Here is a 23,537-nt window from a genome sequence, read left to right on the forward strand (position 1 = left end):
GACACGGCGACCTCCCGACCGGCGCGGCGGGGGCGGCTCCGCCCCGTGCGCCCTGAGTGGGGGCGCACGGCGCGTCGGTGGTCCGGAGCTGCCGGCCGCCGTGCCGTGCGGCTCGCGGCGCGGTGGCTCGGCAGGCTCCGGACCTGCGGCGGCTCCCCTTGCGACCGTGCCGCGGGTCCACACCTGTGGGGGGTGTGCGGTGCCCGGTGCCGGCACGGGGCTCGGTGAAATATGTCCCAGGTGTGATTTCCCCCTCCCGGCGCACCGCGAAACGGCGGCTTGCGGGATGCTGGACACCGGGAGATAACGTTCGTTCACTTCCGCGTCCGCCTGCCGCGCCCGTCCCAGGGCGCGGAACCCGTGCCGGAGGCGGCGCAACGGTATGTGGAGGCTGAGATGGGTGTGACGGGTCCGATCCGTGTCGTGGTGGCCAAGCCGGGGCTCGACGGCCATGACCGCGGCGCCAAGGTGATCGCCAGGGCGCTGCGCGACGCCGGGATGGAGGTCATCTACACGGGGCTGCACCAGACACCCGAGCAGATCGTCGACACGGCGATCCAGGAGGACGCCGACGCGATCGGCCTCTCCATCCTCTCGGGTGCCCACAACACGCTCTTCGCGAAGGTCATCGAGCTGCTGAAGGAGCGCGACGCGGAGGACATCAAGGTCTTCGGCGGCGGTATCATCCCGGAGGAGGACATCCCGCCCCTGAAGCAGAAGGGCGTGGCGGAGATCTTCACCCCGGGCGCGACCACCTCGGCGATCGTCGACTGGGTCAACGCCAACGTCCGCGCGGCCGCGTAGCCGCCGTCCGGGGCCGCGGCACGCGACGGGGCCGCGGGCACGCGACGGCCGTCACCGCCGCTCCGGGCCGCCCGGGCTCTCCCGGACGGATGCTGCGGGGGAGACCGGCGCCCGTCCCTCCGGCGGCCCGGGCCGCGCCCGTCGGCGGGCGCCGCGGGCCGCACCGGATCGGCACCCCTGCGCCCGCCGGTCCGCCCGAGGCCCGTCGGCCGCCCCGGGCGGCTGCCCGGCCCCCTCCGGCGGCCCCGTGCCCGTGCTCCCGCCCGCCGGCCGCGGCCCGGCCCCGTCCGGCCCGCCGCACTCCTCTCCTCGCCCGTGCCCTCCTTCCCGCACCCGGCATCGGTGCCCTCTCCCGCGCCCCTCCCGCGCCCCCTCCCGAGCGGCCCGCCCGCCGCACCCGTGCCCGCGGCCCCGCACCGGCGGTGCCGCGCATCAGGCCCCCCGCCCGTCCGCGGTGCCGGCGCCCCGCCCCTGCCGCCCGGCGACCGTCCCGGGGCCGGGAATGCCGGCCTCCGAACCGGAGAGCTCCTCGTGCATGGCGGCCCGCAGGCGGAGGGTCGAGACCAGCCGCCGGAAGGCCTCCGACCAGTAGCCGCCGGCCCCCGGGGAGGCGTCCTCCCCCTCGTCCGGCACCGCCGTGAGCGCCTCCAGCTGCCGGGCCGCGGCCGGGTCGAGGCACCGCTCGGCGAGCCCCATCACCCCGCTGAAGCTCCACGGGTAGCTTCCGGCGTCCCGTGCGATGTCCAGGGCGTCCACGACCGCCCGGCCCAGCGGCTCCGCCCACGGAACCTCGCAGGCCCCCAGCAGCTGGAACGCCTCCGAGAGCCCGTGCGCGGCGATGAACGCCCCCGTCCAGCGCGCCCGCTCCCCGGGGGGCAGGACCGCCAGCAAGGCCGCCCGCTCCGCCTGCGAGGTCGTTCCCGGGCCGGTGGACGGCGGCGACGCCGGCTCCCCCAGCAGGGCCCGCGCCCACGGCACGTCGCGCTGCCGGACCGCCGCCCGGCACCATGCGGCGTGCAGCTCCTCGGCCCAGCCGTCGCGTACGGGCAGGGCCACGATCTCCCGTGCGCTGCGCCCTCCGAGGCGCGGTGTCCAGACCGCCAGCGGTGCGCACTCCACCAACTGGCCCAGCCACCAGGCGCGTTCCCCCCGCCCCGAGGGCGCGTGGGGCACCACGCCGTCCGCCTGCAGGGTCGCGTCGCACTCGTGCGGCGCCTCGACCAGGACGGCCTCCCCGCAGCCGGTGCGGTCCATGGCCACGCAGGGCACGGCGCGGGCCGCCATCCGCGCCGCGAAGGCCGACTCCGGGAGCGCGGAGAGGAGTTCGGCCGCCGTCGCGCGCACCGTCCGGCTCCGGTCGGAGAGCGCCCGCTCCAGGAAGGGCTCGTCGGCGGCCGAGAGGCCCGTGCGCAGGGAGTCCGTGAACATCAGCCGGTCCTCCGCACGCTCGGTCGCCCAGGTGGACTCCAGCAGCGTGCGCGCCGCCCCGGGGTCGTGCCGCCGCAGCGAGACCAGCAGGGCGGCGCGCTCGGCGAACAGCCCCTCGTCCCACAGCCGGCGCACCGCCTCCGGGGCCTCGGCTCCCGGGAGGAGGAAGGCGGGCGAGCCCGCCCGCAGGGCGTAGCGCCATGCGGGGTTGAGCCGGGCGAGCCACAGCCCGCGCGGACCGGCGAGGACCAGCACCTGCGCCCGCAGGTCGGTACGGGCCCGCCCGGCCTCCAGCAGCGCGGGCAGCAGGGCGGCGGGAGCCTGGTAGCCCCGGGCGTTGGCCGCGGACAGCCACTGCGGCAGCAGCTCCGTCAGGTCCGGTGCGGTGCCCCGGCGGCCCCCCGGGCCGGAGGGCGCCGAGCGGTCCGCGAGGAGCCGGGCCAGCCTCTCCCGTGCCGCCTCGGGCAGCGGGGGCCGGGAGTCCTCGGGGGCGGGCGCGGGGCGCTCCCCGGCGGCCGGACCCGGCCGAAGCCCCGCCCTGCGGCGCACGGTCCGGAGCGCGGCGGCGTCGAGCAGGGCGAGCGGCGCCCGCGGACCGGGCGTCACCAGCTCCGGGGGCGGCGGGCGGCGGGCCGTGCCGAGCAGCGCGGAGACCACGAGCTGTTCCCAGGGTGAGGCCGGGGCGGCCTGGCGCATGACGTGCTCCTCCTTCGGACGTACCGGTGCGGGCAACCGGCCCGGGGCGGGCCGGACGTGCGGGGCGGTCAGGTGAGGGCCACCACCTCCGCGGACCGGTCCGTCCAGGCCGCGAGCGGGACGAACCCCCGGTGCCCGAGTTCGCCGAAGACGGTCACCGCCCGGCCCCCCGACAGCGCGACGAGCCGCCACAGCCCGGGGCCCGCGGCGGCCGCCGGGGCGATCGGCAGGGCGTCCGCGCCCTCCCCGTCGGCCAGCTGCCAGCCCTCGCCGGCCGGCACCGGGACGACGGGGCCGAGGACCACGGGCCGCGACTCCGCCCAGGGATCGTCCGCGAGCGCCCTGCCGTAGGCCGCGGCCGCCGCGGCGCAGGACGTACCGCCGGGCGGTGGCCGGTCGGCGGCCGTGGGCGGGCCGTGCGGCTCGGCCAACTCGCCGCGCAGCCGACCCGATCCGCCGTGCGGGGTCACCGCGGCCCGCAGCACCCGGCCGACGGGGAGCGACAGACCGGGTGCGCGCCCCGCGGCACCGAACGACAGGAGCAGCACGGTGCGCCCCGACTCCCGGCCGTGCAGCCAGATGCGCCGGGTGGTCAGGCCGCCCTCGGAGGTGTCCTGCCGGGAGAGGACCAGCCAGGAGTCCGCCACCGCGGTCCCGTCGGCGGCGGACGGCAGCCCGACGCGGGTGCGGACCGTGGCCGCCAGCGGCCCGGGCAGCCGGTCCCGGCCGAGCCAGGCCCGGTTCAGCAGATGCAGCAGGGCGCACTCCTCCAGCAGCCGGACCGGCCAGTCCGCGCCCGAACCCGGCAGGGTCCCCAACTCCCGTACCCGCGCGGCCAGTCCGGGGGCCTGGGCGTCGACCATCCGCGCGGCCGCCTCCTCCCAGAGCCCGCCCCCGGCGTGCTCCGCCGAGGCCAGCCCCTCGTGCAGGAGGTCGGCGAGCCGCTGCTCCAGTTCCGTCGCCCCCGCGGTGATGCGCGCCGCGCGCCGCTCGGCCCGTCTGCGAGCCTCCCGGTCGGCCGTCCGCCCGGAGCCGCCGCCGGGTGCGCCCGCCGGGGAAGAGCCCCCTGCCCGGCCGTCGTCCGGCGCGCCGAGCCCCTCCCCGAGCCGCTCGGCGACCCAGCCCGGGGCGGTCGACCGGGGAAGGGCCGACGGCCCGGCGCACCAGCGAAGCAGCAGCCCTCGCACATGCCCGCACGGCGGTGCCGCCTCCGCGCAGGCGCACCACGCCGCCTCCGCGGCGGTGTCGACGACGACGCGCAGGCCGGGCGCGCCCCCCTGCCCGTAGAGCCCCCAGAGCACCCCGGCCGCGTCGCGGCCCGCCGCGGACCAGGCGTTGGGGTCGGCGTATCCGGCGGCCTGGTCCGAGGCGGCGTCAGGAGCCGCCCGGTGCCCCCGTTCGGGAGTCCGGCGCACCTCCTGCCCGGGGGCTTCCCCGTTGAGTCGCAGCATGCCCCCGACGCTAGGGCCCGCCACTGACAATGCCTCCCGGCCTGCAGCGTCCGCCGCGAACGGCCCGCTCCCGAGCGGCGGTCGGCGCCCCCGCAGGAGAGCCCGGGCCGACGGCCGCCCCATGCGGCGCGCCGCTCCGGCCCCCCTGGAGAGGCCGGCCTGCGCTCGGGGCGGCCCGCAGGGACCGGCCGCCCCCGGCGGTGTGGAGCCGATTGTCAGTGGCGTGGTGCACCGTGGAACGCGCAACGGGTCGAACGATCTGGAGGGGGATCCATGACCGTGCCCGCCACCGTGCCGAACACCCCGGCGGCCGCCGAACCGGCCCCGGCCCCGGGCGGAGTGCTGCGCCCGCACGCGGAGGAGGCCTTCGCCGCCGAACTCGCCGCGCTCGCCGCCCGGGACGACCGCCGCCGCCCGCCCAACTGGCGGCTGTCGCCCTGGGCCGTCGCCACCTACCTCCTCGGCGGCACCCTCTCCGACGGCACGGTGATCACGCCCAAGTACGTGGGCCCGCGGCGGGTGGTCGAGGTCGCCGTCGCCACGCTCGCCACCGACCGGGCCCTGCTGCTGCTCGGTGTCCCGGGCACGGCGAAGACCTGGGTCTCCGAGCACCTGGCGGCCGCGGTCAGCGGCGACTCCACGCTGCTGGTGCAGGGCACGGCCGGGACCCCGGAGGAGTCCGTCCGCTACGGCTGGGACTACGCGCGGCTCCTCGCCCGGGGGCCGAGCCGTCAGGCCCTGGTGCCCAGCCCGGTGATGCGGGCCATGGCCGAGGGCATGACCGCCCGCGTGGAGGAACTCACCCGCATCCCCGCCGACGTCCAGGACGGCCTGATCACCCTGCTGTCCGAGAAGACGCTGCCGATCCCGGAGCTCGGCCAGGAGGTCCAGGCGGTTCCCGGCTTCAACCTGATCGCCACGGCCAACGACCGGGACCGCGGCGTCAACGACCTCTCCAGCGCCCTGCGCAGGCGCTTCAACACCGTGGTCCTGCCGCTGCCCGCCACGCCGGAGGAGGAGGTCGACATCGTGGCCCGGCGGGTCGGCCAGATCGGGCGCTCGCTCGACCTGCCCGCCTCCGGGGGGCTGGAGGAGATCCGCCGGGTGGTCACCGTCTTCCGCGAGCTGCGCGAGGGCGTGTCCGCCGACGGCCGCACCCGGCTCAAGTCCCCCTCCGGCACGCTGTCGACGGCGGAGGCGATCTCCGTGGTCACCGGCGGTCTGGCGCTCGCCGCCCACTTCGGGGATGGAGTGCTCCGCCCCCAGGACCTGGCCGCCGGACTCCGCGGCGCGGTCGTCCGCGACCCGGCGGCCGACCGTGCGGCGTGGCAGGAGTACCTGGAGACCGTGGTGCGCGAGCGGGAGGGGTGGAAGGACCTCTACCGCGCCTGCCGGGAGGTGGACGGGTGACCGGCCCCCTGCTCCTCGGCGTCCGGCACCACGGGCCGGGCTCCGCCCGCGCCGTGCGGGCCGCGCTGGAGGCCGCCGAGCCGCCCGCGGTGCTGGTCGAGGGGCCGCCCGAGGGCGACGCCCTGCTGCCGTTGGCAGCGGCCGAGGGGATGCGGCCCCCCGTCGCCCTGCTGGTCCACGCGGCGAACGACCCCGGCCGCTCGGCGTTCTGGCCGTTCGCCGCCTTCAGCCCCGAGTGGGTGGCGATCCGCTGGGCACTCGCCCGCGGTGTGCCGGTCCGCTTCGTCGACCTGCCGGCCGCCCATCTGCTGGCGGCGGACGAGGCCCCGGCGGCGGACGGGGCCGCGGGGGCGGAGGGCGGCGACGGGGGGAGCCACGGGCGGGCGGCCGCGCGGATCGACCCGCTGCGCGCCCTGGCGCACGCCGCGGGCCACGACGACCCCGAACGCTGGTGGGAGGACGTCGTCGAGCACCGCGGCGGCGCCGGGGACCCCCTCGCGCCGTTCGCCGCCCTCGGGGAGGCGATGTCGGCCCTGCGCGAGGCGCACGGCGACGGCGGCCGTCCCCGGGACGCGGCCCGCGAGGCCCATATGCGTCTCTCGCTGCGCGCCGCCCGCAGGGAGTACGGGGACGCGGTGGCCGTCGTCTGCGGGGCCTGGCACGTCCCCGCCCTCGCCCGTACGGTCCCCGTCGGCACGGACCGCGCCCTGCTCAAGGGCCTGCCCAGGGTCCGCACGGAGGCCGGCTGGGTGCCGTGGACGCACCGCAGGCTGGCCCGCTCCTCCGGCTACGGCGCCGGGGTGACCTCGCCCGGCTGGTACGGCCACCTCTTCGCGGCGCCGGACCGGCCGGTCGAGCGGTGGATGACCCGGGTCGCCGGGCTCCTGCGGGAGGAGGGGCGGCCCGTGTCCCCCGCGGAGGTCATCGAGGCGGTCCGGCTCGCCGACGCCCTGGCCGCCGTCCGCGGCCGTCCGCTGGCGGGACTGGGCGAGACCACGGACGCCGTCCGCGCCGTCATGTGCGACGGCTCCGACCTCCCGCTGCGGCTCGTGGCGGACCGGCTGGTGGTCGGCGACGTCCTCGGCGAGGTCCCCGAGGACGCCCCGGCCGTCCCGCTCCAGCGCGACCTGGCCCGGCTCCAGCGCCGCCTCCGGCTCCGCCCCGAAGCTGCCGAGCGGACACTGGAACTCGACCTCCGCCGCGACAACGACGCCGGGCGCAGCCGCCTGCTGCACCGGCTGCGCCTGCTCGGCGTCGACTGGGGCGAACCGGTGGCCGGGCGCGTCGGCACCGGCACCTTCCGCGAGACCTGGAGCCTGCGCTGGCGGCCCGAGCTGTCGGTGAAGGTCGCCGAGGCGGGCGTCTGGGGCACCACCGCGGAAGAGGCGGCCTCGGCCCGGGCGGCGGCCTCGGCCCGGGCGGCCACCTCCCTCCACCAGGTCGCCGGGCTCGTGGAGCAGTGCCTGCTCGGAGGGCTCGCCGGCGCCCTCCCGGTGGTGGTGTCCGCCCTCGCCGACCGCGCCGCACTCGACAGCGACGTCGGCCGGCTCGCCGACGCCCTCCCGGCGCTCGCCCGCTCCCTGCGCTACGGGGACGTGCGGGCCACCGACACCACCGCGCTCGCCCGCGCGGCGACGGGGCTCGCCGAGCGCGTCTGCGTCGGCCTGCCCCCCGCCTGCACCGGACTGGGCGCCGAGGCCGCGGCCGCGATGCGCGCCCGGATCGACGCCGTGCACACCGCGGTCGGGCTGCTGCCCGGCGAGGGCGGCACGACCGGGCGCTGGTGGACCGTGCTGCGCGGACTCGCGGCGCGGGACACCGTCCCCGGGGAGATCCGCGGTCGGGCCTTCCGGCTCCTCCTCGACGGCGGGCACCTCGCCGGGGACGAGGCCGCCCGGGCCATGGAGCTCGCCCTCTCCCCGGCCGCACCGCCCGCGGAGGCGGCCGGCTGGATCGAGGGCTTCGCGGGCGGGGCGTCCGGCGGCGGGCTCCTGCTGCTCCACGACGAACGCCTGCTCGCCCTCGTCGACGGCTGGCTGACGAGCGTGCCGCCGGACGCCTTCACGGCCGTCCTGCCGCTGCTGCGCCGCACCTTCGCCGCCTACGAGGCGGGCGTGCGGCGCTCCCTGGGGGAACGGGTGGGCCGCGGGCCCGCGGCCCTCGGCCGCGTCCCCGGCGCCCTGCCGCCGGACGGCTTCGGGACGTCCACCGACGCGGACCGCGCCGACGCGGTCCTGCCCGTGCTGCACCTGCTGCTCGGGACCGACCGCACCGCCGCCCCCACCGGCGCCGGGCACCACGGGCACGCGGAGGCGAGCGGATGAGCACGACGGGCAGCGAGGCGCGACAGGACACGGGCAGCGAGGCGCGACAGGACGGGGAGCGGCTGCGGCGCTGGCGGCTCGTCCTCGGCGGTGAGGCGGAGGACGGCACCGGCCACCGCCCCACCGGGCCCGACGCGGCCGTGGACGGCGCGCTCGCCGCGCTGTACGGGATGCCCCCCGGGCCCGACGGGCGCGGTCCGGCCCGCTCGGCCGGACTGGGCGCCTCGGCGCCGTCCGTCGCCCGCTGGCTCGGCGACATCCGCACCTACTTCCCGAGCCCCGTCGTCCAGGTGCTGCAGCGCGACGCGATCGAGCGGCTCGGTCTCGCCCGGCTCCTGGCCGAGCCCGGGGTGCTGGAGGCCGTCGAGGCGGACGTCCATCTCGTGGGCGCACTGCTCTCCCTGCGCCAGGCGATGCCCGAGCAGACCCGCGAGACGGCGCGCGCGGTGGTGCGTGCCGTCGTCCGGGACCTGGAGAGCAGGCTCGCCACCCGCACCCGCTCGGTGCTCTCGGGTGCGCTGGACCGCTCGGCCAGGACGCGTCGGCCACGCCACCGCGACATCGACTGGGACCGCACCATCCGGGCGAACCTGCGCACCTACCTCCCCGAGCAGCGCACGGTCGTGCCCGAGCGGCTCGTCGGCTACGGGCGGGCGTCGAAGGGGCCGCGGAAGGAGGTCGTCCTCTGCGTCGACCAGTCGGGGTCCATGGCCGCCTCGGTGGTCTACGCCTCCGTCTTCGGGGCCGTCCTCGCCTCGATGCCCTCGGTCCGGACCTGGCTGGTCGCCTTCGACACCTCGGTGGCCGACCTGACGGACCATCTGGGCGACCCGGTGGACGTGCTGTTCGGCACCCGGCTCGGCGGCGGCACGGACATCGACCGCGCGCTCGCCTACTGCCAGGGTCTGATCACCCGCCCGGCGGACACCGTGGTGGTCCTCGTCAGCGACCTCCACGAGGGCGGCATACCCGGCGGGATGCTGGGCCGGGTCGCGGCGATGCGCGCCGACGGCGTGCAGTTCGTGGCCCTCCTCGCGCTCTCGGACGACGGCACCCCGGCGTACGACCGGGAGCACGCCGCGGCGCTGGCAGGGCTCGGGGTCCCGGCCTTCGCCTGCACCCCGGACCACTTCCCCGAGGTGATGGCGGCCGCCATCGAGAAGCGGCCGCTGCCCGTCCCGTCAGGGGGCTGAGTCGTCGCGCCCGTGCCCGGCCCGAGGCCGCGCGCGCACCGCTCCGGAGCACGGGGCGGCGGCCCGGTTCCGGGGGACCCGGGCGGGCGCGCCGGCGGTGTTCGGGCGGGCCGGCGGCGCCCGGGAGCGGGCGCCGGGCTGTGACCGTAATCACCGCCCGGGTGTGATCTGCGATTTAGGGCAGCGCCTGATGCGGGGATAACCTGCCAGGCGGACATGCCGCGCCCACGGACACCGTGTGTGCCTCCCTTGTGACAGCGCTCGTCACGTTGCCCTTCGCGGCACGCCCACGCAGACAACGAACCGCGATCTTCAGAAAAGGGACGGACGCGCGTGGACCTGTTCGAGTACCAGGCGAGGGACCTCTTCGCCAAGCACGGTGTACCGGTGCTGGCCGGTGAAGTCATCGACACGCCTGAGGCGGCGCGCGAGGCGACGGAGCGGCTGGGCGGCAAGTCGGTCGTCAAGGCGCAGGTCAAGGTCGGCGGCCGCGGCAAGGCCGGCGGCGTGAAGCTGGCCGCCACCCCGGACGAGGCCGTCGCCCGCGCGACCGACATCCTGGGCATGGACATCAAGGGCCACACGGTCCACAAGGTGATGATCGCGGAGACCGCTCCGGAGATCGTCGAGGAGTACTACGTCTCCTACCTGCTCGACCGCACCAACCGCACCTTCCTCGCCATGGCCTCCGTGGCCGGCGGCATGGACATCGAGGAGGTCGCCGCGACGACCCCCGAGAAGCTCGCGAAGGTCCCGGTCGACGCCAACGAGGGCGTCTCGATCGAGAAGGCGCGCGAGATCGTCGCCCAGGCGCAGTTCCCCGCCGAGGTCGCCGAGAAGGTCGCCGAGGTCATGGTGACCCTCTGGAAGACCTTCGTCGCCGAGGACGCGCTGCTCGTCGAGGTCAACCCGCTCGCCAAGGTCGCCGGCGGCGAGGTCATCGCCCTCGACGGCAAGGTCTCGCTGGACGCCAACGCCGACTTCCGCCAGCCGGAGCACGAGGCGCTGGAGGACAAGGACGCAGCCAACCCGCTCGAGGCTGCGGCCAAGGCCAAGAACCTCAACTACGTCAAGCTGGACGGCGAGGTCGGCATCATCGGCAACGGCGCGGGTCTGGTGATGTCGACCCTCGACGTCGTCGCCTACGCCGGCGAGAACCACGGCGGCGTCAAGCCCGCCAACTTCCTCGACATCGGCGGCGGCGCCTCCGCCCAGGTGATGGCCGACGGCCTGGAGATCATCCTCGGCGACTCCGACGTGCGGTCGGTCTTCGTCAACGTCTTCGGCGGCATCACCGCCTGCGACGAGGTCGCCAACGGCATCGTCCAGGCCCTCGCCCTCCTCGCCGAGAAGGGCGAGGAGGTCAGCAAGCCGCTCGTCGTCCGCCTGGACGGCAACAACGCGGAGCTGGGTCGCAAGATCCTCTCCGACGCCAACCACCCGCTGGTGCAGCGCGTGGACACCATGGACGGCGCGGCCGACAAGGCCGCCGAGCTCGCCGCTGCGGCCAAGTAAGGGAAGAGGGACTGTAGAACCATGGCTATCTTCCTGACCAAGGACAGCAAGGTCATCGTCCAGGGCATGACCGGCGCCACCGGCATGAAGCACACCAAGCTGATGCTGGGCGACGGCACCAACATCGTCGGCGGTGTGAACCCCCGCAAGGCCGGCACCTCCGTCGACTTCGACGGCACCGAGGTACCGGTCTTCGGCTCCGTCGCCGAGGCGATGGAGAAGACGGGCGCCGACGTCTCCGTCCTGTTCGTGCCGCCGGCCTTCGCCAAGGCCGCCGTCGTCGAGGCCATCGACGCGGAGATCCCGCTCGCGGTCGTCATCACCGAGGGCATCGCCGTCCACGACTCCGCCGCCTTCTGGGCCTACGCGAAGTCCAAGGGCGACAAGACCCGCATCGTCGGCCCCAACTGCCCCGGTCTGATCACCCCGGGCCAGTCCAACGCCGGCATCATCCCGGGCGACATCACCAAGCCCGGGCGCATCGGCCTGGTGTCCAAGTCCGGCACGCTGACCTACCAGATGATGTACGAGCTGCGGGACATCGGCTTCTCCTCCGCGGTCGGCATCGGTGGCGACCCGGTCATCGGCACCACGCACATCGACGCGCTCGCCGCCTTCGAGGCCGACCCGGACACCGACCTGATCGTCATGATCGGCGAGATCGGCGGCGACGCCGAGGAGCGTGCGGCCGACTTCATCAAGGCCAACGTGACCAAGCCGGTCGTCGGCTACGTCGCGGGCTTCACCGCCCCCGAGGGCAAGACCATGGGCCACGCCGGCGCCATCGTCTCCGGCTCCTCCGGCACCGCCCAGGCCAAGAAGGAGGCCCTGGAGGCCGCGGGCGTCAAGGTCGGCAAGACGCCGACCGAGACGGCCAAGCTGGCCCGCGCCATCCTGGCGGGCTGAGTCCGCGCCGCGGCGGGAAGCCGCGGCACCCGTGAGGGCCCGCACCCGGAGCGCCGGGTGCGGGCCCTCACGCCTGCCCCGGGGCCGCGGTCCCGGGGCGCGGACGGGCCTGTGGCCCGTATCCCGGGGCCCGCCGCGTGACTTCGTCCCTTCACCGTCGCCCGGTCCCCGTCCACTGCCGGGAACCGCTCGTGTCCGGGCACCCGGTGAGCGCCGTCGTTCCGCCGGACGCGCCGTTCCGCGCCCCCTCCTCCGCACCATGCGCGAGCCGGCCCCGGCCCTTCGGGAGACGGGTCACCGTGGACCCGCCACCGCCTCGCGGCAGCAGTCAACGAAGTCCCGCACGACGGGGTTGCCGTCGTCCACGGGAGCCCAGGCCACCGCGACCCGGCTGGGGCTGACACCGCTCACCGGACGGTAGGCGACCCCGGGCCGGGCGTAGAAACGGGCGGCCGACTCGGGCGCGAGCGCGACCCCGTAGCCGTTCGCGATCGCACTGAGCCAGTCGTCCGGCTGGTCGGTGACGGCACCGATACGGACGGGCCGGCCGCCGCGCTCGTCCGCCGCCAGCCAGTAGTCGCGCCAGGGGCCGGTATCCGGCGGCGCTGCCACGAACGGCTCGTCCCACAGCTCATGGAACGACAGCCCTTCACGCGCGGCCAGCGGATGACCGGAGGGGAGCGCCACCCACCGGGGTTCCTCCAGCAACTCCGCCACGCGCAGCGCGCCCTGGCCGGGGAACGGCAGCCGCAGCAGGGCGGCGTCGACGTCCCCGTCGGCGAGTCCCGCGCTCGGGTTCGACCAGGCCGCCTGCCGCATCTCCACCCGCCAGCCCGGCCGGCGCCGGGCGAACTCCGCGATGATGCCGGGTGTCGACTCGTTGGCCGCACTGGCCAGGAAGCCCACTCTCAGTACCCGCTCCGCCCGGCTCGCCGCGCCCTTGGTCTCCCTCAGCATCCCGTCCCAGTCCGCCAGCAGCGACGGGACCCGCCGCGCCAGGGCCCGGCCCGGTTCGGTGAGCGCCATACCAGCCCGGGAGCGCGTGAACAGCACCGCGCCCAGCAGGGTTTCCAGCTGTCGGACCTGCCTGGTCAGGGCGGGCTGCGACACGAACAGCCGCTCCGCCGCGCGGGTCAGGCTCCCCTCCTCCGCCACGGCGACGAAGGAGCGCAGCAACCGGGTGTCCACATCCATGCCGCCAGGTTATGGAAACGGGTATTGGACGCCCCCGCAGGCCGCTCGGCAGGCTGGACGTGTTGCACGGCGGCCGCCCCCGGACCGCACACCGCGGGCCGTTGCCACGCCCCCGTCTCCGCGCATCCGTCGCGGTCGCCGTCGCGGTCCGAGGACCGGTCCCGGTCCGCAGCTCGTCCCCGCCGTTTCCGGATCGGCGCCGACGCGTCCACCGTCCCCTGCTCTCGCCGTCCCGTTCCTGCAACGACCCTGCCCGATCGACGCCGGTCCGTCCCCGTCCTTGCCCTCCGAGCCGAACAGAGGCCCTTGTGTTCACCGCCTACGCAGTCGTCACCGTCATCACCATCGCGGCCAACGCCGTGGAGGCCGCCGCCAACTTCCTGAGGGCGCGGTTCGTGGTCGCCAACGCCGCCGCGGTCGGCGTCCCGCCGTCCTGGTTGCCCGTCCTCGGCGCGCTGAAGGGCGCCGCGGCCCTGGGGCTGCTGCTCGGCCTCCTCGGTTTCACCACCATTGGCACGGCCGCCGCCACGGGACTGGTGCTCTTCTTCATCGGGGCCCTCGTGTGCCACGTCCGCGCCCGTGTCTTCCACAACATCGCGGGCCCGCTGCTCTTCCTGGCCCTGTCGGCCGCGGCGCTCGTGCTCGCTGCCACGGTGCCGGCCGCCCACGGAGGCTGAGGACTGTCGCGTTCCGCGGTCTCCATGCCGGGTCTCCGCACCTTGTCCCCGCGCCGGGTCCCCGCACCGCTTCCCTGCGCCGACTTCCTGCGCCGGTCGGTGCCCCGCCCCTTCCGCCCGGCAAGACGCCCAGTGCCTGCCCCTCCGCCCAGCCCACGCCCGGCGCACGGCGGACGACCAGCACTTCGGGAGGGACGCAGGATGTCCTGGTCGACGTCGAAAGCCGACGTCCAGTGGACCTGCTGCCCGACCGGGAGGCGTCCAGCTTCGCGGTTCGGCTCGCGAAACGGCCCGAAGTGGAGGTGGTCCGCCGCGATCGTGCACCGTTTTCGCCGAAGGCGCCACGGCCGGGGCACCACAGGTGGTGCAGGTAGCGGACAGGTGGCGTCCTTGGCGCAACCTGAGCGAAGCCGCGCAACGGTGCGTCGCAGGCCACCGAGGCCGTGGGCACGTGACTCCGACTGTCCGTTGCTCACGGCCTGGAGAGCTGGTGACATCACACCAGTCAGCCCTCCCCGGAATGTGAGCCAGAGCCCGAAGTGGTGAACAACTGCCGTCCCCGTTCTCCTGTGCAGTGCCAGCCCCCTGCGGGTTCCGTCAGCCCAGCCCGGGGGTGAGCCGTGCCGGGCCCGCCGCGGGGTCGGCACGGAGGCGGTCGCGCAGCTTCTTCTCCTTCGTGCTCAGTTTCTGCGGCCCCGGGTGGGGGGCCGGGACGCCCTCGACCTGACGGCTCGGGGGGACCGGCGGTTCGTACTGCCGGGGCGAGGTCAGCAGGGCCACCCCCGTGGTCGCCACGATCAGGGCCGTCGCCACCACGACCACCCGGGTCCAGCGCTCCGCCCGCCGCTCGCAGCCGGTGCGCACGGCGGGCCCCGGGGCGGGCAGCGGTGCCGGGACGCCGTCGGCCAGGACGCGCAGCGCCTCCTGGAGTTGGACGGTGTCGGCGAGGTGGGGCAGCCGTTCGGCCACCGCCTGCCGGGCGTGGAGGACCCGGTTGCCCGCCGCGGGCGTGCTGGCCTCGGTCTCGGCCGCGGTCTCGGGCAGGTCGAGCCCCAGGCCGTCGTAGAGCAGCAGGGTGCGCCGGTACACGGGCGGGAGGGCGTGCAGGGCCTCCAGCAGCTCCCGGTGACCGGGGTCCGCCGGGGGCTCGTCCGGGTGGCGGTGCGCGGGGCGCAGGCGCTGCCACGGGGACAGGGCGTAGTCGTGGGCGGCGGCGCGCACCCAGCCGGTGGGATCGCGGTCGACGGCCACCTCGGGCCAGCGGTGCCAGGCCAGCTGGAAGGCCTGCTCCACGGCCGCATGGGCCAGCCCGCGGCGCGCCGTGAGGAGGTGCGTCTGGCGGACCAGCGCGTCCGCGGCCCGCGCGTACAACTGGTCGAACGCCTCCTCCGGGCTGGTGGCGACCGGGGACACCTCCCGGGCTGCCCGATCCTCGTCGCTGTCGCTGTCGCTGTCGCTGTCGCTGTCGCTGTCGCTGTCGCGGTCGTCGGGATCGGCGCCGTCCTGCTCGGGGGCGGTGGCCGGGGCGCGAGTGGTGCGGTCCCGCGCCGGATCGCCCGCACCGCCGCCCCCGGGGGCCAACGCGTCCTTCCCGTCGCCGTCCGGGACGCGTCCGCCGTCCGCCTCCGGCGTCCTCCCGGCGGACACCGCCGCCGCGCCGCCGTCCGTGCCTCCGCCCGGGCTCCCGGCACCGTCCGCGCCGCCGTCCGCGCTCCCGGCGCCGGGCTCCGCCCCGGTGCCGGCCCGGTCCCCGCCGCCGTCCTCCTGCCGTACGGAACGCCCCGGTGCCGGCCGGGCGGCCGTCCCACGGCCCTGCGACGGCTCCTCGGCCGCCTCCGTCTCCGTCGCCGCGGTGGCCGCCCGCGTGCTCTGCGAGGAAGCGCGGGCCGTGCCCGCCCCGGCGGGGTGCGCGCTCGGCGCCTCCTCCGCGAAGGAGGCCAGTGCCTTGGCGTACGCCGCCCTCTTGCGTCCCCGGGGGGTGGTGCGCCCCGTCTCCCAGGAGCGGATGGTGGCCTTGGTGACGCCCATCTCGGCGGCCAGCTGGGCCTCGGTCAGCGACTTCGCCTCACGCAGCCTCCGCCGCTCCTTGGGAGGAGGCAGGGAGGACCCGGATGCGGAGTGAGCGGTGCTCTGTGTCATACGAGGGCTCCATCGGGGCGCGGCGGCGGACGAGGGCGGGGCGGATCAGGGGCGGCGGAGGCGTGTGCCGAACTGCGCCCACCGATCGGAAAATTGCATAAAAGTATCTTGTGCGACACTTCCGGCATTGCGGTGTTACGCGGAGGAAGCGCGTGTCGTTGGCAGCATGTCGACGTGACCCCGATGACCGACCAGAGCGCCCGGCCGCAGACCGGCAGGGCCCGCCAGGGTGCCTCCTGCGCCGTCGCCGCATGCGTCAGGGGCGTGGTGGCCGCCGGGCTCGGGCTCGGCCTGCTGACGGTGCTGGTGACGGTGCTGTGGATCAGCTCGCCGTACCCGGACGGCGGCTCGGGCACGGCCCTGCGCACCGCCGGGGCCCTCTGGCTGCTCGCCCACGGAACGGACCTGGTGCGCTCCGACACGCTCTCCGGGACCCCCGCCCCGATGGGCCTCGCCCCGCTGCTGCTGCTCGCCCTTCCCGGCTGGCTCGTGCACCGCGCGGCACGTGACGCCCTGGAGCCGGCCGAGGGGCACCCCGAACCGGCCGTGCCCCTGGTGGTCGGGGGAGTGGTCGCCGGTTACGTCCTCGTCGGGACGCCGCTGGCCTTCTGGGTGGCCGGTGGGCAGCTGGCCGCGGACCCGGCCGAGGCCCTGGCCCACCTCGCCCTGCTGGCCTCCGCCGCGGCACTGCTCGGAGCCTGGGCCGCCCGCGGCCGCCCCCTCGGCCCCGCGCCGGCCTGGCTGCCGCGGCGGGTACGCGTGGCGCTGGCGCGCTCGCGCTCCGCGGTGGTCCTGCGCTCCGCCGCCGAGGCGACGCTGGTGCTGGTGGGCGGCGGGGCGGTCCTGGTCCTCACCTCCCTGGTGTGGCACGGCGGCGCCGCCCGGGAGGCCTTCCTCGGGCTCGCGGGCGACTGGTCGGGGCGTGCCGCGGTCGGCCTGCTCGCCCTCGCGCTGCTGCCGAACGCCGCGGTGTGGGGGGCCGCCTATGCTCTGGGCCCCGGCTTCGCCCTGGGGGCCGGTGCCACGGCGACCCCCCTCGGGCTGACGGGCACCCCGGCCGTTCCGGACTTCCCGCTGCTCGCCGCCGCCCCGGGCCCCGGACCGGGCACCGCGCTGCACGCGGCGGCGGTCTCCGTGCCGCTCGCCGCCGGGCTGCTGGTCGCCTGGCGGGCGACCGAGGGCGCCGCGCCCCGCTACGGGGACCCGGACCAGGCATGGACGGTCCCGGCCACGGTGCTGGCCGTCGTCCTCGGAGCCCTGGGATGCGGTGCGGCCACCGCCCTGCTCGCCGCCGCGGCGGGCGGGCCGCTGGGCAGCGGCCGACTGGCCGTGTTCGGCCCGGTGTGGTGGCTGGTGGGAGGGGCCGCGGCGCTCTGGACCGCCTCGGTCGCCCTCCCGGTGACCCTGGCGGTACGCGCGTGGCGGGTGCGGTCCGGCGCGGGCGGCGGCGCCGAGCCCGAGGGGGGCGGCGTATCGGGCGACGGGCAGGGGGCGGTCGCCCCGGCCCCCTCCGCAGCGGGCCCGGCCGTCGCGGCCGTGCCCGGGGAGGGGCGGGGCGACGGCCCCCTGGAGGATCTGGACGACGACCTGGAGCCCTACGACTTCCTCCCGCTGGACGCCTGGGCCGAGCGGGCCGCCGCCGTCCCCGCGCCTCCGCCGTCCGCCGTTCCGTCCGGGCCCGTGCCACCGGCGCCCGGGCCGTCCCGCCTGCCCCGGGCTGCCTCCGATCCCCAGGCTCCCCCCGGTCCGCAGCCCGCCCCGGCGGGTCCCGCCCTCGCCCCTGCCTCGCCCCCGTCCGTCGCGGAGGCGCCCCCGTCGCCCCCCAACGCCCCCGCCTGACCACCACCCCGCCCGGCCGTCCCGGAGTCGCATCGCGCCCCGTCCCGGCCGCTCACCGGCGAGCCGCGCCGCCGTCCTCGCCGAGCCTCCGCCCCCGCTCGCGAGCCGCGAGGCCCGCGCCCCGGTGCCCCGTCCGACGCCGCGCGCCGTTCCGCACCCTGTCCCCCGACGGCCGCGCCCCGCCCCCGAACGCCGCTCGGCCCGGCCCCGTCGAGGGGCCGGGCCGAGCCGGTCGTGGGGGAGCGGTGCCCCCGGGTGTCACTCCGTGACGCCGAGGTAGCCCTGCAGGGGCTCGGGCAGCAGGTCGTTGCAGGAGACCTGGGCCGACTTCGTCAGCGCGTCGTTCACGCAGGTGTAGTAGTCGCGGTACACGAGCTGCGCGGTGAACGAGGCCGCCACGATCAGCAGGGCGAGGCCCGCCATGGCCAGGCCGCTGATCGCGGCCGTGGTCTGCGGGCGGCTCGGCGGGCCCGCGGGGCGGGCGCCGCCGGAGGCGGCACCCTCGCCGCGCCCTTCGGAGGAGGGCTTGGCGCGCAGCGAGCTGATGCCCCAGTAGAGGGACAGGGCGCCGAGCAGCAGCGCGATCTCGGAGAAGCGGAAGACGGCGAAGAAGAAGGCCCACATGCCGCCGAGCAACGCGTACCGGGCCCGGCGCTGCACCGGGTCGGTCGGGTCCCAGCGGAGCCCGCCGGGGTTCTCCGGGCCCTGCCCCCCGCCGCGCTGCCCGCCCGGGCGCCCGCCGAAGCCTCCGCCGGAGCGGCCGGGCTGCCGGTCGCTCCATCTGCCGCGGCGGCCGGGGGAGCCCTCGGAGCCCTCGGAGCCCTCACCGGAGTCCGGTGCGTCGGAGGAGTCGTCGCCGGAGGGGCGGCGGGGCTGCCAGGGCTGGTCGGCCCGGCCCTCGGGCGGCGGCGCGAAAGGGTTGTCCTCGTCCGTGGACTGGCGCTCCCGCGGCAACAGGAGGTCCGTACGGTGGCGTCGGTCCGGCATCTGGTGAACGTCTTCCCCTCGTCAAGCCCGTGGTCGAGCCCGCCCGGGCGCGGGCTCTGCCCCCAGACGCTACCTTCCGGCCACGCCCCCGTCCCGCGGGGGCCGTGCTGTATGCCGGTATCGTTGCTGACGGTCGGCCCCTTCGTAGAGTTCCCCGTATCCGGGAACGCGAAGCCTTCGTACGACCGTACAAAGCCGCACGCAACGCGAAAAGAGTCCCCCGTGGCCCGCGCCCGCCTCGTCGTCCTGGTCTCCGGATCGGGGACCAACCTCCAGGCCCTGCTCGACGCCGTGGCCGCCGATCCCGAGGGGTACGGCGCCGAGGTCGTCGCCGTCGGTGCGGACCGGGACGGCATCGCCGGCCTGGAGCGCGCCGAGCGGGCCGGACTGCCGACCTTCGTGTGCCGGGTGAGGGACCACGCGAGCCGCGAGGAGTGGGACGCCGCCCTGACCGAGGCGACCGCCGCCCACGAGCCGGACCTCGTGGTCTCGGCGGGCTTCATGAAGATCGTGGGCAAGCGGTTCCTCGCCCGCTTCGGCGGGCGCACGGTCAACACCCATCCCGCGCTGCTGCCCAGCTTCCCCGGTGCCCACGGTGTGCGCGACGCGCTCGCGTACGGCGCCAAGGTCACCGGGTGCACCGTCCACTTCGTCGACGACGGCGTCGACACCGGCCCGATCATCGCCCAGGGCGTGGTCGAGGTGCGGGACACGGACGACGAAGACGCTCTCCACGAGCGCATCAAGGACGTCGAGCGCTCGCTGCTCGTCGAGGTCGTGGGGCGCCTCGCCCGGCACGGCTACCGCATTGAGGGACGAAAGGTTCATGTCGGTGAATAACTCCGGTACCTCCGGGAGCAGGCCCATCCGTCGCGCGCTGGTCAGCGTCTACGACAAGACGGGTCTGGAGGAGCTCGCCCGAGGGCTGCACGAGGCCGGCGTCGAGCTGGTGTCCACCGGCTCGACCGCGTCGAGGATCGCCTCGGCCGGTGTGCCCGTCACCAGGGTCGAGGAGCTGACCGGCTTCCCCGAGTGCCTGGACGGCCGGGTCAAGACCCTGCACCCCCGCGTGCACGCGGGCATCCTGGCCGACCTCCGCCTGGACGCCCACCGCGCGCAGCTGGCCGAGCTGGGGGTGGAGCCCTTCGACCTGGTGGTCGTGAACCTCTACCCGTTCCGGGAGACCGTCGCCTCCGGTGCCTCGCCGGACGAGTGCGTGGAGCAGATCGACATCGGCGGCCCGTCGATGGTCCGCGCCGCGGCCAAGAACCACCCCTCGGTCGCGGTCGTCACCAGCCCCGCCCGCTACGGCGACGTGCTCGCCGCCGTGCGCGGCGGCGGCTTCGACCTGGCCGCCCGCAAGCGGCTGGCCGCCGAGGCGTTCCGCCACACGGCCGCCTACGACGTGGCCGTCGCCTCCTGGTTCGCCTCCGACTACGCCCCGGCCGACGACGCGGCCTTCCCCGACTTCCTGGGGGCGACCTGGGAGCGCGAGAACGTGCTGCGCTACGGCGAGAACCCGCACCAGGGCGCCGCGCTGTACGTCACCGGCGAGGGCGGTCTGGCCCAGGCCGAGCAGCTGCACGGCAAGGAGATGTCCTACAACAACTACACGGACACCGACGCCGCGCGCCGCGCCGCCTACGACCACGCGGAGCCGTGCGTCGCGATCATCAAGCACGCCAACCCCTGCGGGATCGCCGTGGGCGCGGACGTGGCCGAGGCCCACCGCAAGGCCCACGCCTGCGACCCCCTCTCGGCCTTCGGCGGCGTGATCGCCGTGAACCGGCCGGTGTCGGTCGCCATGGCCGAGCAGGTCGCCGAGATCTTCACCGAGGTCATCGTCGCCCCCGGCTACGAGGACGGCGCGGTCGAGGTCCTGGCCAGGAAGAAGAACATCCGTGTGCTGCGGGCGGAGGGCGCGCCGTCGGCGGCGGTCGAGCTGAAGCCGATCGACGGCGGTGCGCTGCTCCAGGTCGCCGACCGCCTCCAGGCCGAGGGCGACGACCCGGCCGTCTGGACGCTCGCCGCCGGCGAGCCGCTGTCCGCGGGGGAGCTGGCCGAGCTGGCCTTCGCCTGGCGGGCCTGCCGCGCCGTCAAGTCCAACGCGATCCTGCTGGCCAGGGACGGCGCCTCGGTGGGGGTCGGCATGGGCCAGGTCAACCGCGTCGACTCCGCGAAGCTCGCGGTCGAGCGCGCGGGCGAGGAGCGGGCCCGGGGCTCCTTCGCCGCCTCCGACGCCTTCTTCCCCTTCGCGGACGGTCTGGAGATCCTCACCGCCGCGGGTGTCAGGGCCGTGGTCCAGCCCGGCGGTTCGGTCCGCGACGAGCAGGTCGTGGAGGCCGCGCGGAAGGCGGGCGTGACGATGTACCACACCGGGACCCGCCACTTCTTCCACTGAGCCGGCATCCGGCGGCCGGGGCCCGCACGGGCCCCGGCCGCCGGGCCGCGCCCCGGTGGAGCGTGAACGCGGCGGAGGCCGTGCGCCGCAGCTGCGGCGCACGGCCTCCGCCGTCACAGACGGAACGTTTCTCCGTCCGATGGGCGCCTCAGTGGCGGGGGCGCCGGAACCACTCGGCCGTGTCGCCCTTGGCGGCGAACACGATCAGCAGGATCGCCACGATCAGGGTGATCAGGCCCACCGGAATCGTGAAGAGGCCGCTGATGATCGCGAAGGCGCCGTAGACGATGGCGCACACGCGGACGGTGTTGCCGCCGCTGGTCCACTTCAGCGCGAGGACCAGGCCGAGCGCGGCGAAGACCAGCGACAGGCCCAGCAGGAAGCCGAGCAGGCCCTTGCCGATGTCGGCGAAGACCTCGGCCTCGGTGCCGTCCAGCCCCGTGGCGTTCGCGTCGAACTCGGAGATGTAGTAGCCGTACAGGCCGGCGACGACCACCTGGCAGGCCACGATCACGAACAGGAAGATGCGGGCGGCCTTGGTGATGCCCGGCATCTCGGTCGGACCGGCCGCCGCGTAGCCGGGGGCGCCGTAGTTCTGGACCGGCGGGGCCTGCGGGTAGCCCTGGCCGGGCTGGGCGCCCTGCGGCTGGCCGTAGCCGGGCTGCTGGCCCGGCTGCTGGCCCTGCTGGGCGTAGGGGTTGTTCGGGTCGCCGAAGCTCATGGGTTCCTCCGTTGGAATGCGGGGACGGCGCGGTCCGAGCGGAGGATCCTTGCTGCGTATGCGGTTTTGCCCCCCGGCACTGCCCGCGGCACTGCGCGCCTCATCGTCGTATCAGCGCCGCCGCGTTGTCCAGTCGCTTACCGCCTCCGTTGTGCGGATGCAACCCCGCACGGGCGGCGGAAGCGGCCCTCCGTGCGCGGGCCTGCCCGCACCGGCGGCCCCGCCGCGCCCCTACGGCGGGACGACCGGGCCCGTACGGCGGGACGACCGGGCACGGGGACGTCCCCTGTCCCACCGGCGGCCCCGCCGGGCCCGTACGGCGAGACGTGGGCGGCCCGGATTGGAACCGGGGCGGGTCCATCCGGGAGGATGGCCCCATGACTGCCCAGATTCTCGACGGCAAGGCCACCGCAGCCGCGATCAAGTCCGACCTGACCGCCCGCGTGGCGGCCCTCAAGGAGCGGGGGGTCACCCCGGGGCTCGGCACCCTGCTGGTCGGTGACGACCCGGGGAGCCGCTGGTACGTCAACGGCAAGCACCGGGACTGCGCCCAGGTCGGCATCGCCTCCATCCAGCGCGAACTGCCCGCCACCGCCACCCAGGAGGAGATCGAGGCGGTCGTCCGGGAGCTCAACGACAACCCCGAGTGCACCGGCTACATCGTGCAGCTCCCGCTTCCCGAGGGCATCGACGCCAACCGGGTCCTGGAGCTGATGGACCCGGCCAAGGACGCCGACGGGCTCCACCCGATGAGCCTGGGCCGGCTGGTGCTCGGGATCGAGGGCCCGCTGCCGTGCACCCCGTACGGCATCGTGCAGCTGCTGCGCCACCACGACGTGCAGATCAAGGGCGCGCACGTGGTGGTCGTGGGCCGGGGCATCACCATCGGGCGGCCGATGCCGCTGGTGCTGACCCGCAAGTCGGAGAACGCCACCGTGACGCAGTGCCACACCGGCACCCGCGACCTCTCCTCCCACCTGCGGCAGGCCGACATCATCGTGGCGGCCGCCGGTGTGCCGCACCTGGTCAAGCCGGAGGACGTGAAGCCCGGCGCGGCCGTGCTGGACGTCGGCGTCAGCCGGGACGAGAACGGCAAGATCGTCGGGGACGTGCACCCGGGTGTCGCCGAGGTCGCGGGCTGGGTCGCCCCCAACCCGGGCGGCGTGGGGCCGATGACCCGCGCCCAGCTGCTCGTCAACGTGGTCGAGGCGGCCGAACGCGCCGCTGCCGAGGGCTGAGAGGGCCGAGGGCCGCACGGGCCGACAGGGAAGGGCGGAGGGCTGACGCGATGGGCGCAGAATCGAACGAGGTCTCCGGCGCGGACACGCCCGCGCCGCCCGCTGCCGCGCGCGAGGCCGGGCGCCCCCCGGCCGCCGTCGGGCGCGGAGCGCCGTCCGCGGAGGCGGCGGACGCGGCCGGGCGGGCGGAGGCCGAAGCGCCGGGCGGGCACCCCGCCTCGCGCCGCCCGCCCGCGGTGACCCGCGACACCGCCCGCCCCGAGGGCGGCGGGCGCGCGGCCCCGGGCGACGCGCCCGCCCCGGTCCGGCAGTGGCCCCTGCTCACCGTCCTCGGCATGACGGGGGCGGGCCTGGTCGTCGTCGGCACCGACGCCTTCGCCGACGCCTTCCGGATCGGCACGCTCCTCATCGGCGTCGCCCTGCTCACCGGGGCCGTGCTGCGCCGGGTGCTCGGGCCGGTCGGGATGCTGGCCGTCCGCTCCCGCTTCACGGACATGATCACCTACGGCGTGCTGGGCGCGGCGATCGTGCTGCTGGCGCTGGTGGCCCAGCCGGACCCGTGGCTGGACATCCCGATCCTGGAGGACGCGGTCCAGTTCACGGTCCGCTGACGA

At 76.3% G+C, this 23,537-nt stretch carries 18 protein-coding genes; 12 read left to right on the forward strand and 6 right to left on the reverse strand.

Annotation, left to right across the window (positions count from 1 at the left end; genetic code table 11):
- The first annotated feature begins 396 nt into the window (after positions 1-396).
- Entirely contained in the window at positions 397-804 is a 408-nt protein-coding gene (locus ACGF15_RS17285; RefSeq protein WP_256525507.1) for a cobalamin B12-binding domain-containing protein, read from the forward strand.
- A gap of 432 nt (positions 805-1,236) precedes the next feature.
- Here ACGF15_RS17285 and ACGF15_RS17290 read toward each other — a convergent pair whose 3' ends face one another.
- Together ACGF15_RS17290 and ACGF15_RS17295 are read right to left on the reverse strand one after the other, a co-directional pair.
- Positions 1,237-2,928, reverse strand: coding sequence for a DUF5691 domain-containing protein (locus ACGF15_RS17290; RefSeq protein WP_392799822.1), 1,692 nt, complete (start codon positions 2,926-2,928; stop codon positions 1,237-1,239).
- A 68-nt stretch (positions 2,929-2,996) separates the two neighbouring features.
- Entirely contained in the window at positions 2,997-4,379 is a 1,383-nt protein-coding gene (locus ACGF15_RS17295) for an SWIM zinc finger family protein (protein ID WP_392799825.1), read from the reverse strand.
- A gap of 273 nt (positions 4,380-4,652) precedes the next feature.
- On the opposite strand from ACGF15_RS17295, the gene ACGF15_RS17300 reads away from it, so the two are divergent.
- The 5 genes from ACGF15_RS17300 (at position 4,653) to sucD (ending at position 11,727) form a co-directional block, all read left to right on the forward strand.
- Positions 4,653-5,789 carry an AAA family ATPase gene (locus ACGF15_RS17300; RefSeq protein WP_345614527.1) on the forward strand — a complete coding sequence of 379 codons (1,137 nt, stop codon included), beginning with the start codon at positions 4,653-4,655 and terminating at the stop codon, positions 5,787-5,789.
- Positions 5,747-8,113, forward strand: coding sequence for a DUF5682 family protein (locus tag ACGF15_RS17305; RefSeq protein ID WP_392799828.1), 2,367 nt, complete (start codon positions 5,747-5,749; stop codon positions 8,111-8,113). Before ACGF15_RS17300 ends, ACGF15_RS17305 begins: the two co-directional genes overlap by 43 nt.
- Entirely contained in the window at positions 8,110-9,306 is a 1,197-nt protein-coding gene (locus ACGF15_RS17310) for a VWA domain-containing protein (protein WP_392799831.1), read from the forward strand. Before ACGF15_RS17305 ends, ACGF15_RS17310 begins: the two co-directional genes overlap by 4 nt.
- A gap of 333 nt (positions 9,307-9,639) precedes the next feature.
- Complete coding sequence (sucC, locus tag ACGF15_RS17315) at positions 9,640-10,821, forward strand: ADP-forming succinate--CoA ligase subunit beta (protein ID WP_345614530.1); 1,182 nt, start codon at positions 9,640-9,642, stop codon at positions 10,819-10,821.
- 21 nt (positions 10,822-10,842) lie between these two features.
- Positions 10,843-11,727, forward strand: coding sequence for a succinate--CoA ligase subunit alpha (sucD, locus tag ACGF15_RS17320; RefSeq protein ID WP_345614531.1), 885 nt, complete (start codon positions 10,843-10,845; stop codon positions 11,725-11,727).
- Between the two features lie 294 nt (positions 11,728-12,021).
- Here sucD and ACGF15_RS17325 read toward each other — a convergent pair whose 3' ends face one another.
- Positions 12,022-12,921, reverse strand: coding sequence for a LysR family transcriptional regulator (locus ACGF15_RS17325; protein ID WP_345614532.1), 900 nt, complete (start codon positions 12,919-12,921; stop codon positions 12,022-12,024).
- Positions 12,922-13,229: 308 nt separating this feature from the next.
- Between ACGF15_RS17325 and ACGF15_RS17330 the strand changes: the two genes are divergently transcribed.
- Positions 13,230-13,598 (forward strand): DoxX family protein, encoded by a 369-nt coding sequence (locus ACGF15_RS17330; protein ID WP_345614533.1) that lies wholly within the window; start codon positions 13,230-13,232, stop codon positions 13,596-13,598.
- A gap of 597 nt (positions 13,599-14,195) precedes the next feature.
- Here the strand turns inward: ACGF15_RS17330 and ACGF15_RS17335 are convergent.
- On the reverse strand, positions 14,196-15,737 hold the full coding sequence (locus ACGF15_RS17335; RefSeq protein ID WP_392799836.1) for a sigma factor-like helix-turn-helix DNA-binding protein: 1,542 nt from the start codon (positions 15,735-15,737) through the stop codon (positions 14,196-14,198).
- A gap of 183 nt (positions 15,738-15,920) precedes the next feature.
- Between ACGF15_RS17335 and ACGF15_RS17340 the strand changes: the two genes are divergently transcribed.
- Positions 15,921-17,576, forward strand: coding sequence for a DUF6350 family protein (locus tag ACGF15_RS17340; RefSeq protein ID WP_392799953.1), 1,656 nt, complete (start codon positions 15,921-15,923; stop codon positions 17,574-17,576).
- A gap of 258 nt (positions 17,577-17,834) precedes the next feature.
- Here ACGF15_RS17340 and ACGF15_RS17345 read toward each other — a convergent pair whose 3' ends face one another.
- On the reverse strand, positions 17,835-18,563 hold the full coding sequence (locus ACGF15_RS17345; protein WP_345614536.1) for a hypothetical protein: 729 nt from the start codon (positions 18,561-18,563) through the stop codon (positions 17,835-17,837).
- 222 nt (positions 18,564-18,785) lie between these two features.
- On the opposite strand from ACGF15_RS17345, the gene purN reads away from it, so the two are divergent.
- Positions 18,786-19,403 carry a phosphoribosylglycinamide formyltransferase gene (purN, locus tag ACGF15_RS17350; RefSeq protein WP_345614537.1) on the forward strand — a complete coding sequence of 206 codons (618 nt, stop codon included), beginning with the start codon at positions 18,786-18,788 and terminating at the stop codon, positions 19,401-19,403.
- A complete protein-coding gene (gene purH, locus ACGF15_RS17355; protein WP_392799841.1) occupies positions 19,390-20,964 on the forward strand; it encodes a bifunctional phosphoribosylaminoimidazolecarboxamide formyltransferase/IMP cyclohydrolase in 1,575 nt (524 codons plus the stop codon). The genes purN and purH overlap by 14 nt, the downstream gene beginning before the upstream one ends.
- 148 nt (positions 20,965-21,112) lie before the next feature.
- Here purH and ACGF15_RS17360 read toward each other — a convergent pair whose 3' ends face one another.
- Entirely contained in the window at positions 21,113-21,685 is a 573-nt protein-coding gene (locus ACGF15_RS17360) for a hypothetical protein (protein ID WP_345614539.1), read from the reverse strand.
- A 377-nt stretch (positions 21,686-22,062) separates the two neighbouring features.
- Between ACGF15_RS17360 and ACGF15_RS17365 the strand changes: the two genes are divergently transcribed.
- Both ACGF15_RS17365 and ACGF15_RS17370 read left to right on the forward strand, forming a co-directional pair.
- Positions 22,063-22,923, forward strand: a complete 861-nt coding sequence (locus ACGF15_RS17365) for a bifunctional methylenetetrahydrofolate dehydrogenase/methenyltetrahydrofolate cyclohydrolase (RefSeq protein WP_345614540.1) — start codon at positions 22,063-22,065, stop codon at positions 22,921-22,923.
- Between the two features lie 50 nt (positions 22,924-22,973).
- Entirely contained in the window at positions 22,974-23,534 is a 561-nt protein-coding gene (locus tag ACGF15_RS17370) for a DUF3017 domain-containing protein (RefSeq protein WP_392799844.1), read from the forward strand.
- Positions 23,535-23,537 lie beyond the last annotated feature (3 nt).

Source organism: Streptomyces sp. NPDC048001 (assembly GCF_043203115.1).
In the GTDB taxonomy this organism is placed as follows: Bacteria; Actinomycetota; Actinomycetes; order Streptomycetales; family Streptomycetaceae; genus Streptomyces; species Streptomyces sanyensis.

Bases quoted from the DNA above. Each gene is read 5' to 3' on its own strand.
- ACGF15_RS17285 (WP_256525507.1), top strand. From the start codon at position 397: ATGGGTGTGACGGGTCCGATCCGTGTCGTGGTGGCCAAGCCGGGGCTC.
- ACGF15_RS17290 (WP_392799822.1), bottom strand. From the start codon at position 2,928: ATGCGCCAGGCCGCCCCGGCCTCACCCTGGGAACAGCTCGTGGTCTCC.
- ACGF15_RS17295 (WP_392799825.1), bottom strand. From the start codon at position 4,379: ATGCTGCGACTCAACGGGGAAGCCCCCGGGCAGGAGGTGCGCCGGACT.
- ACGF15_RS17300 (WP_345614527.1), top strand. From the start codon at position 4,653: ATGACCGTGCCCGCCACCGTGCCGAACACCCCGGCGGCCGCCGAACCG.
- ACGF15_RS17310 (WP_392799831.1), top strand. From the start codon at position 8,110: ATGAGCACGACGGGCAGCGAGGCGCGACAGGACACGGGCAGCGAGGCG.
- sucD (WP_345614531.1), top strand. From the start codon at position 10,843: ATGGCTATCTTCCTGACCAAGGACAGCAAGGTCATCGTCCAGGGCATG.
- ACGF15_RS17325 (WP_345614532.1), bottom strand. From the start codon at position 12,921: ATGGATGTGGACACCCGGTTGCTGCGCTCCTTCGTCGCCGTGGCGGAG.
- ACGF15_RS17335 (WP_392799836.1), bottom strand. From the start codon at position 15,737: ATGACACAGAGCACCGCTCACTCCGCATCCGGGTCCTCCCTGCCTCCT.
- ACGF15_RS17340 (WP_392799953.1), top strand. From the start codon at position 15,921: ATGACCGACCAGAGCGCCCGGCCGCAGACCGGCAGGGCCCGCCAGGGT.
- ACGF15_RS17345 (WP_345614536.1), bottom strand. From the start codon at position 18,563: ATGCCGGACCGACGCCACCGTACGGACCTCCTGTTGCCGCGGGAGCGC.
- purH (WP_392799841.1), top strand. From the start codon at position 19,390: ATGTCGGTGAATAACTCCGGTACCTCCGGGAGCAGGCCCATCCGTCGC.
- ACGF15_RS17360 (WP_345614539.1), bottom strand. From the start codon at position 21,685: ATGAGCTTCGGCGACCCGAACAACCCCTACGCCCAGCAGGGCCAGCAG.
- ACGF15_RS17365 (WP_345614540.1), top strand. From the start codon at position 22,063: ATGACTGCCCAGATTCTCGACGGCAAGGCCACCGCAGCCGCGATCAAG.
- ACGF15_RS17370 (WP_392799844.1), top strand. From the start codon at position 22,974: ATGGGCGCAGAATCGAACGAGGTCTCCGGCGCGGACACGCCCGCGCCG.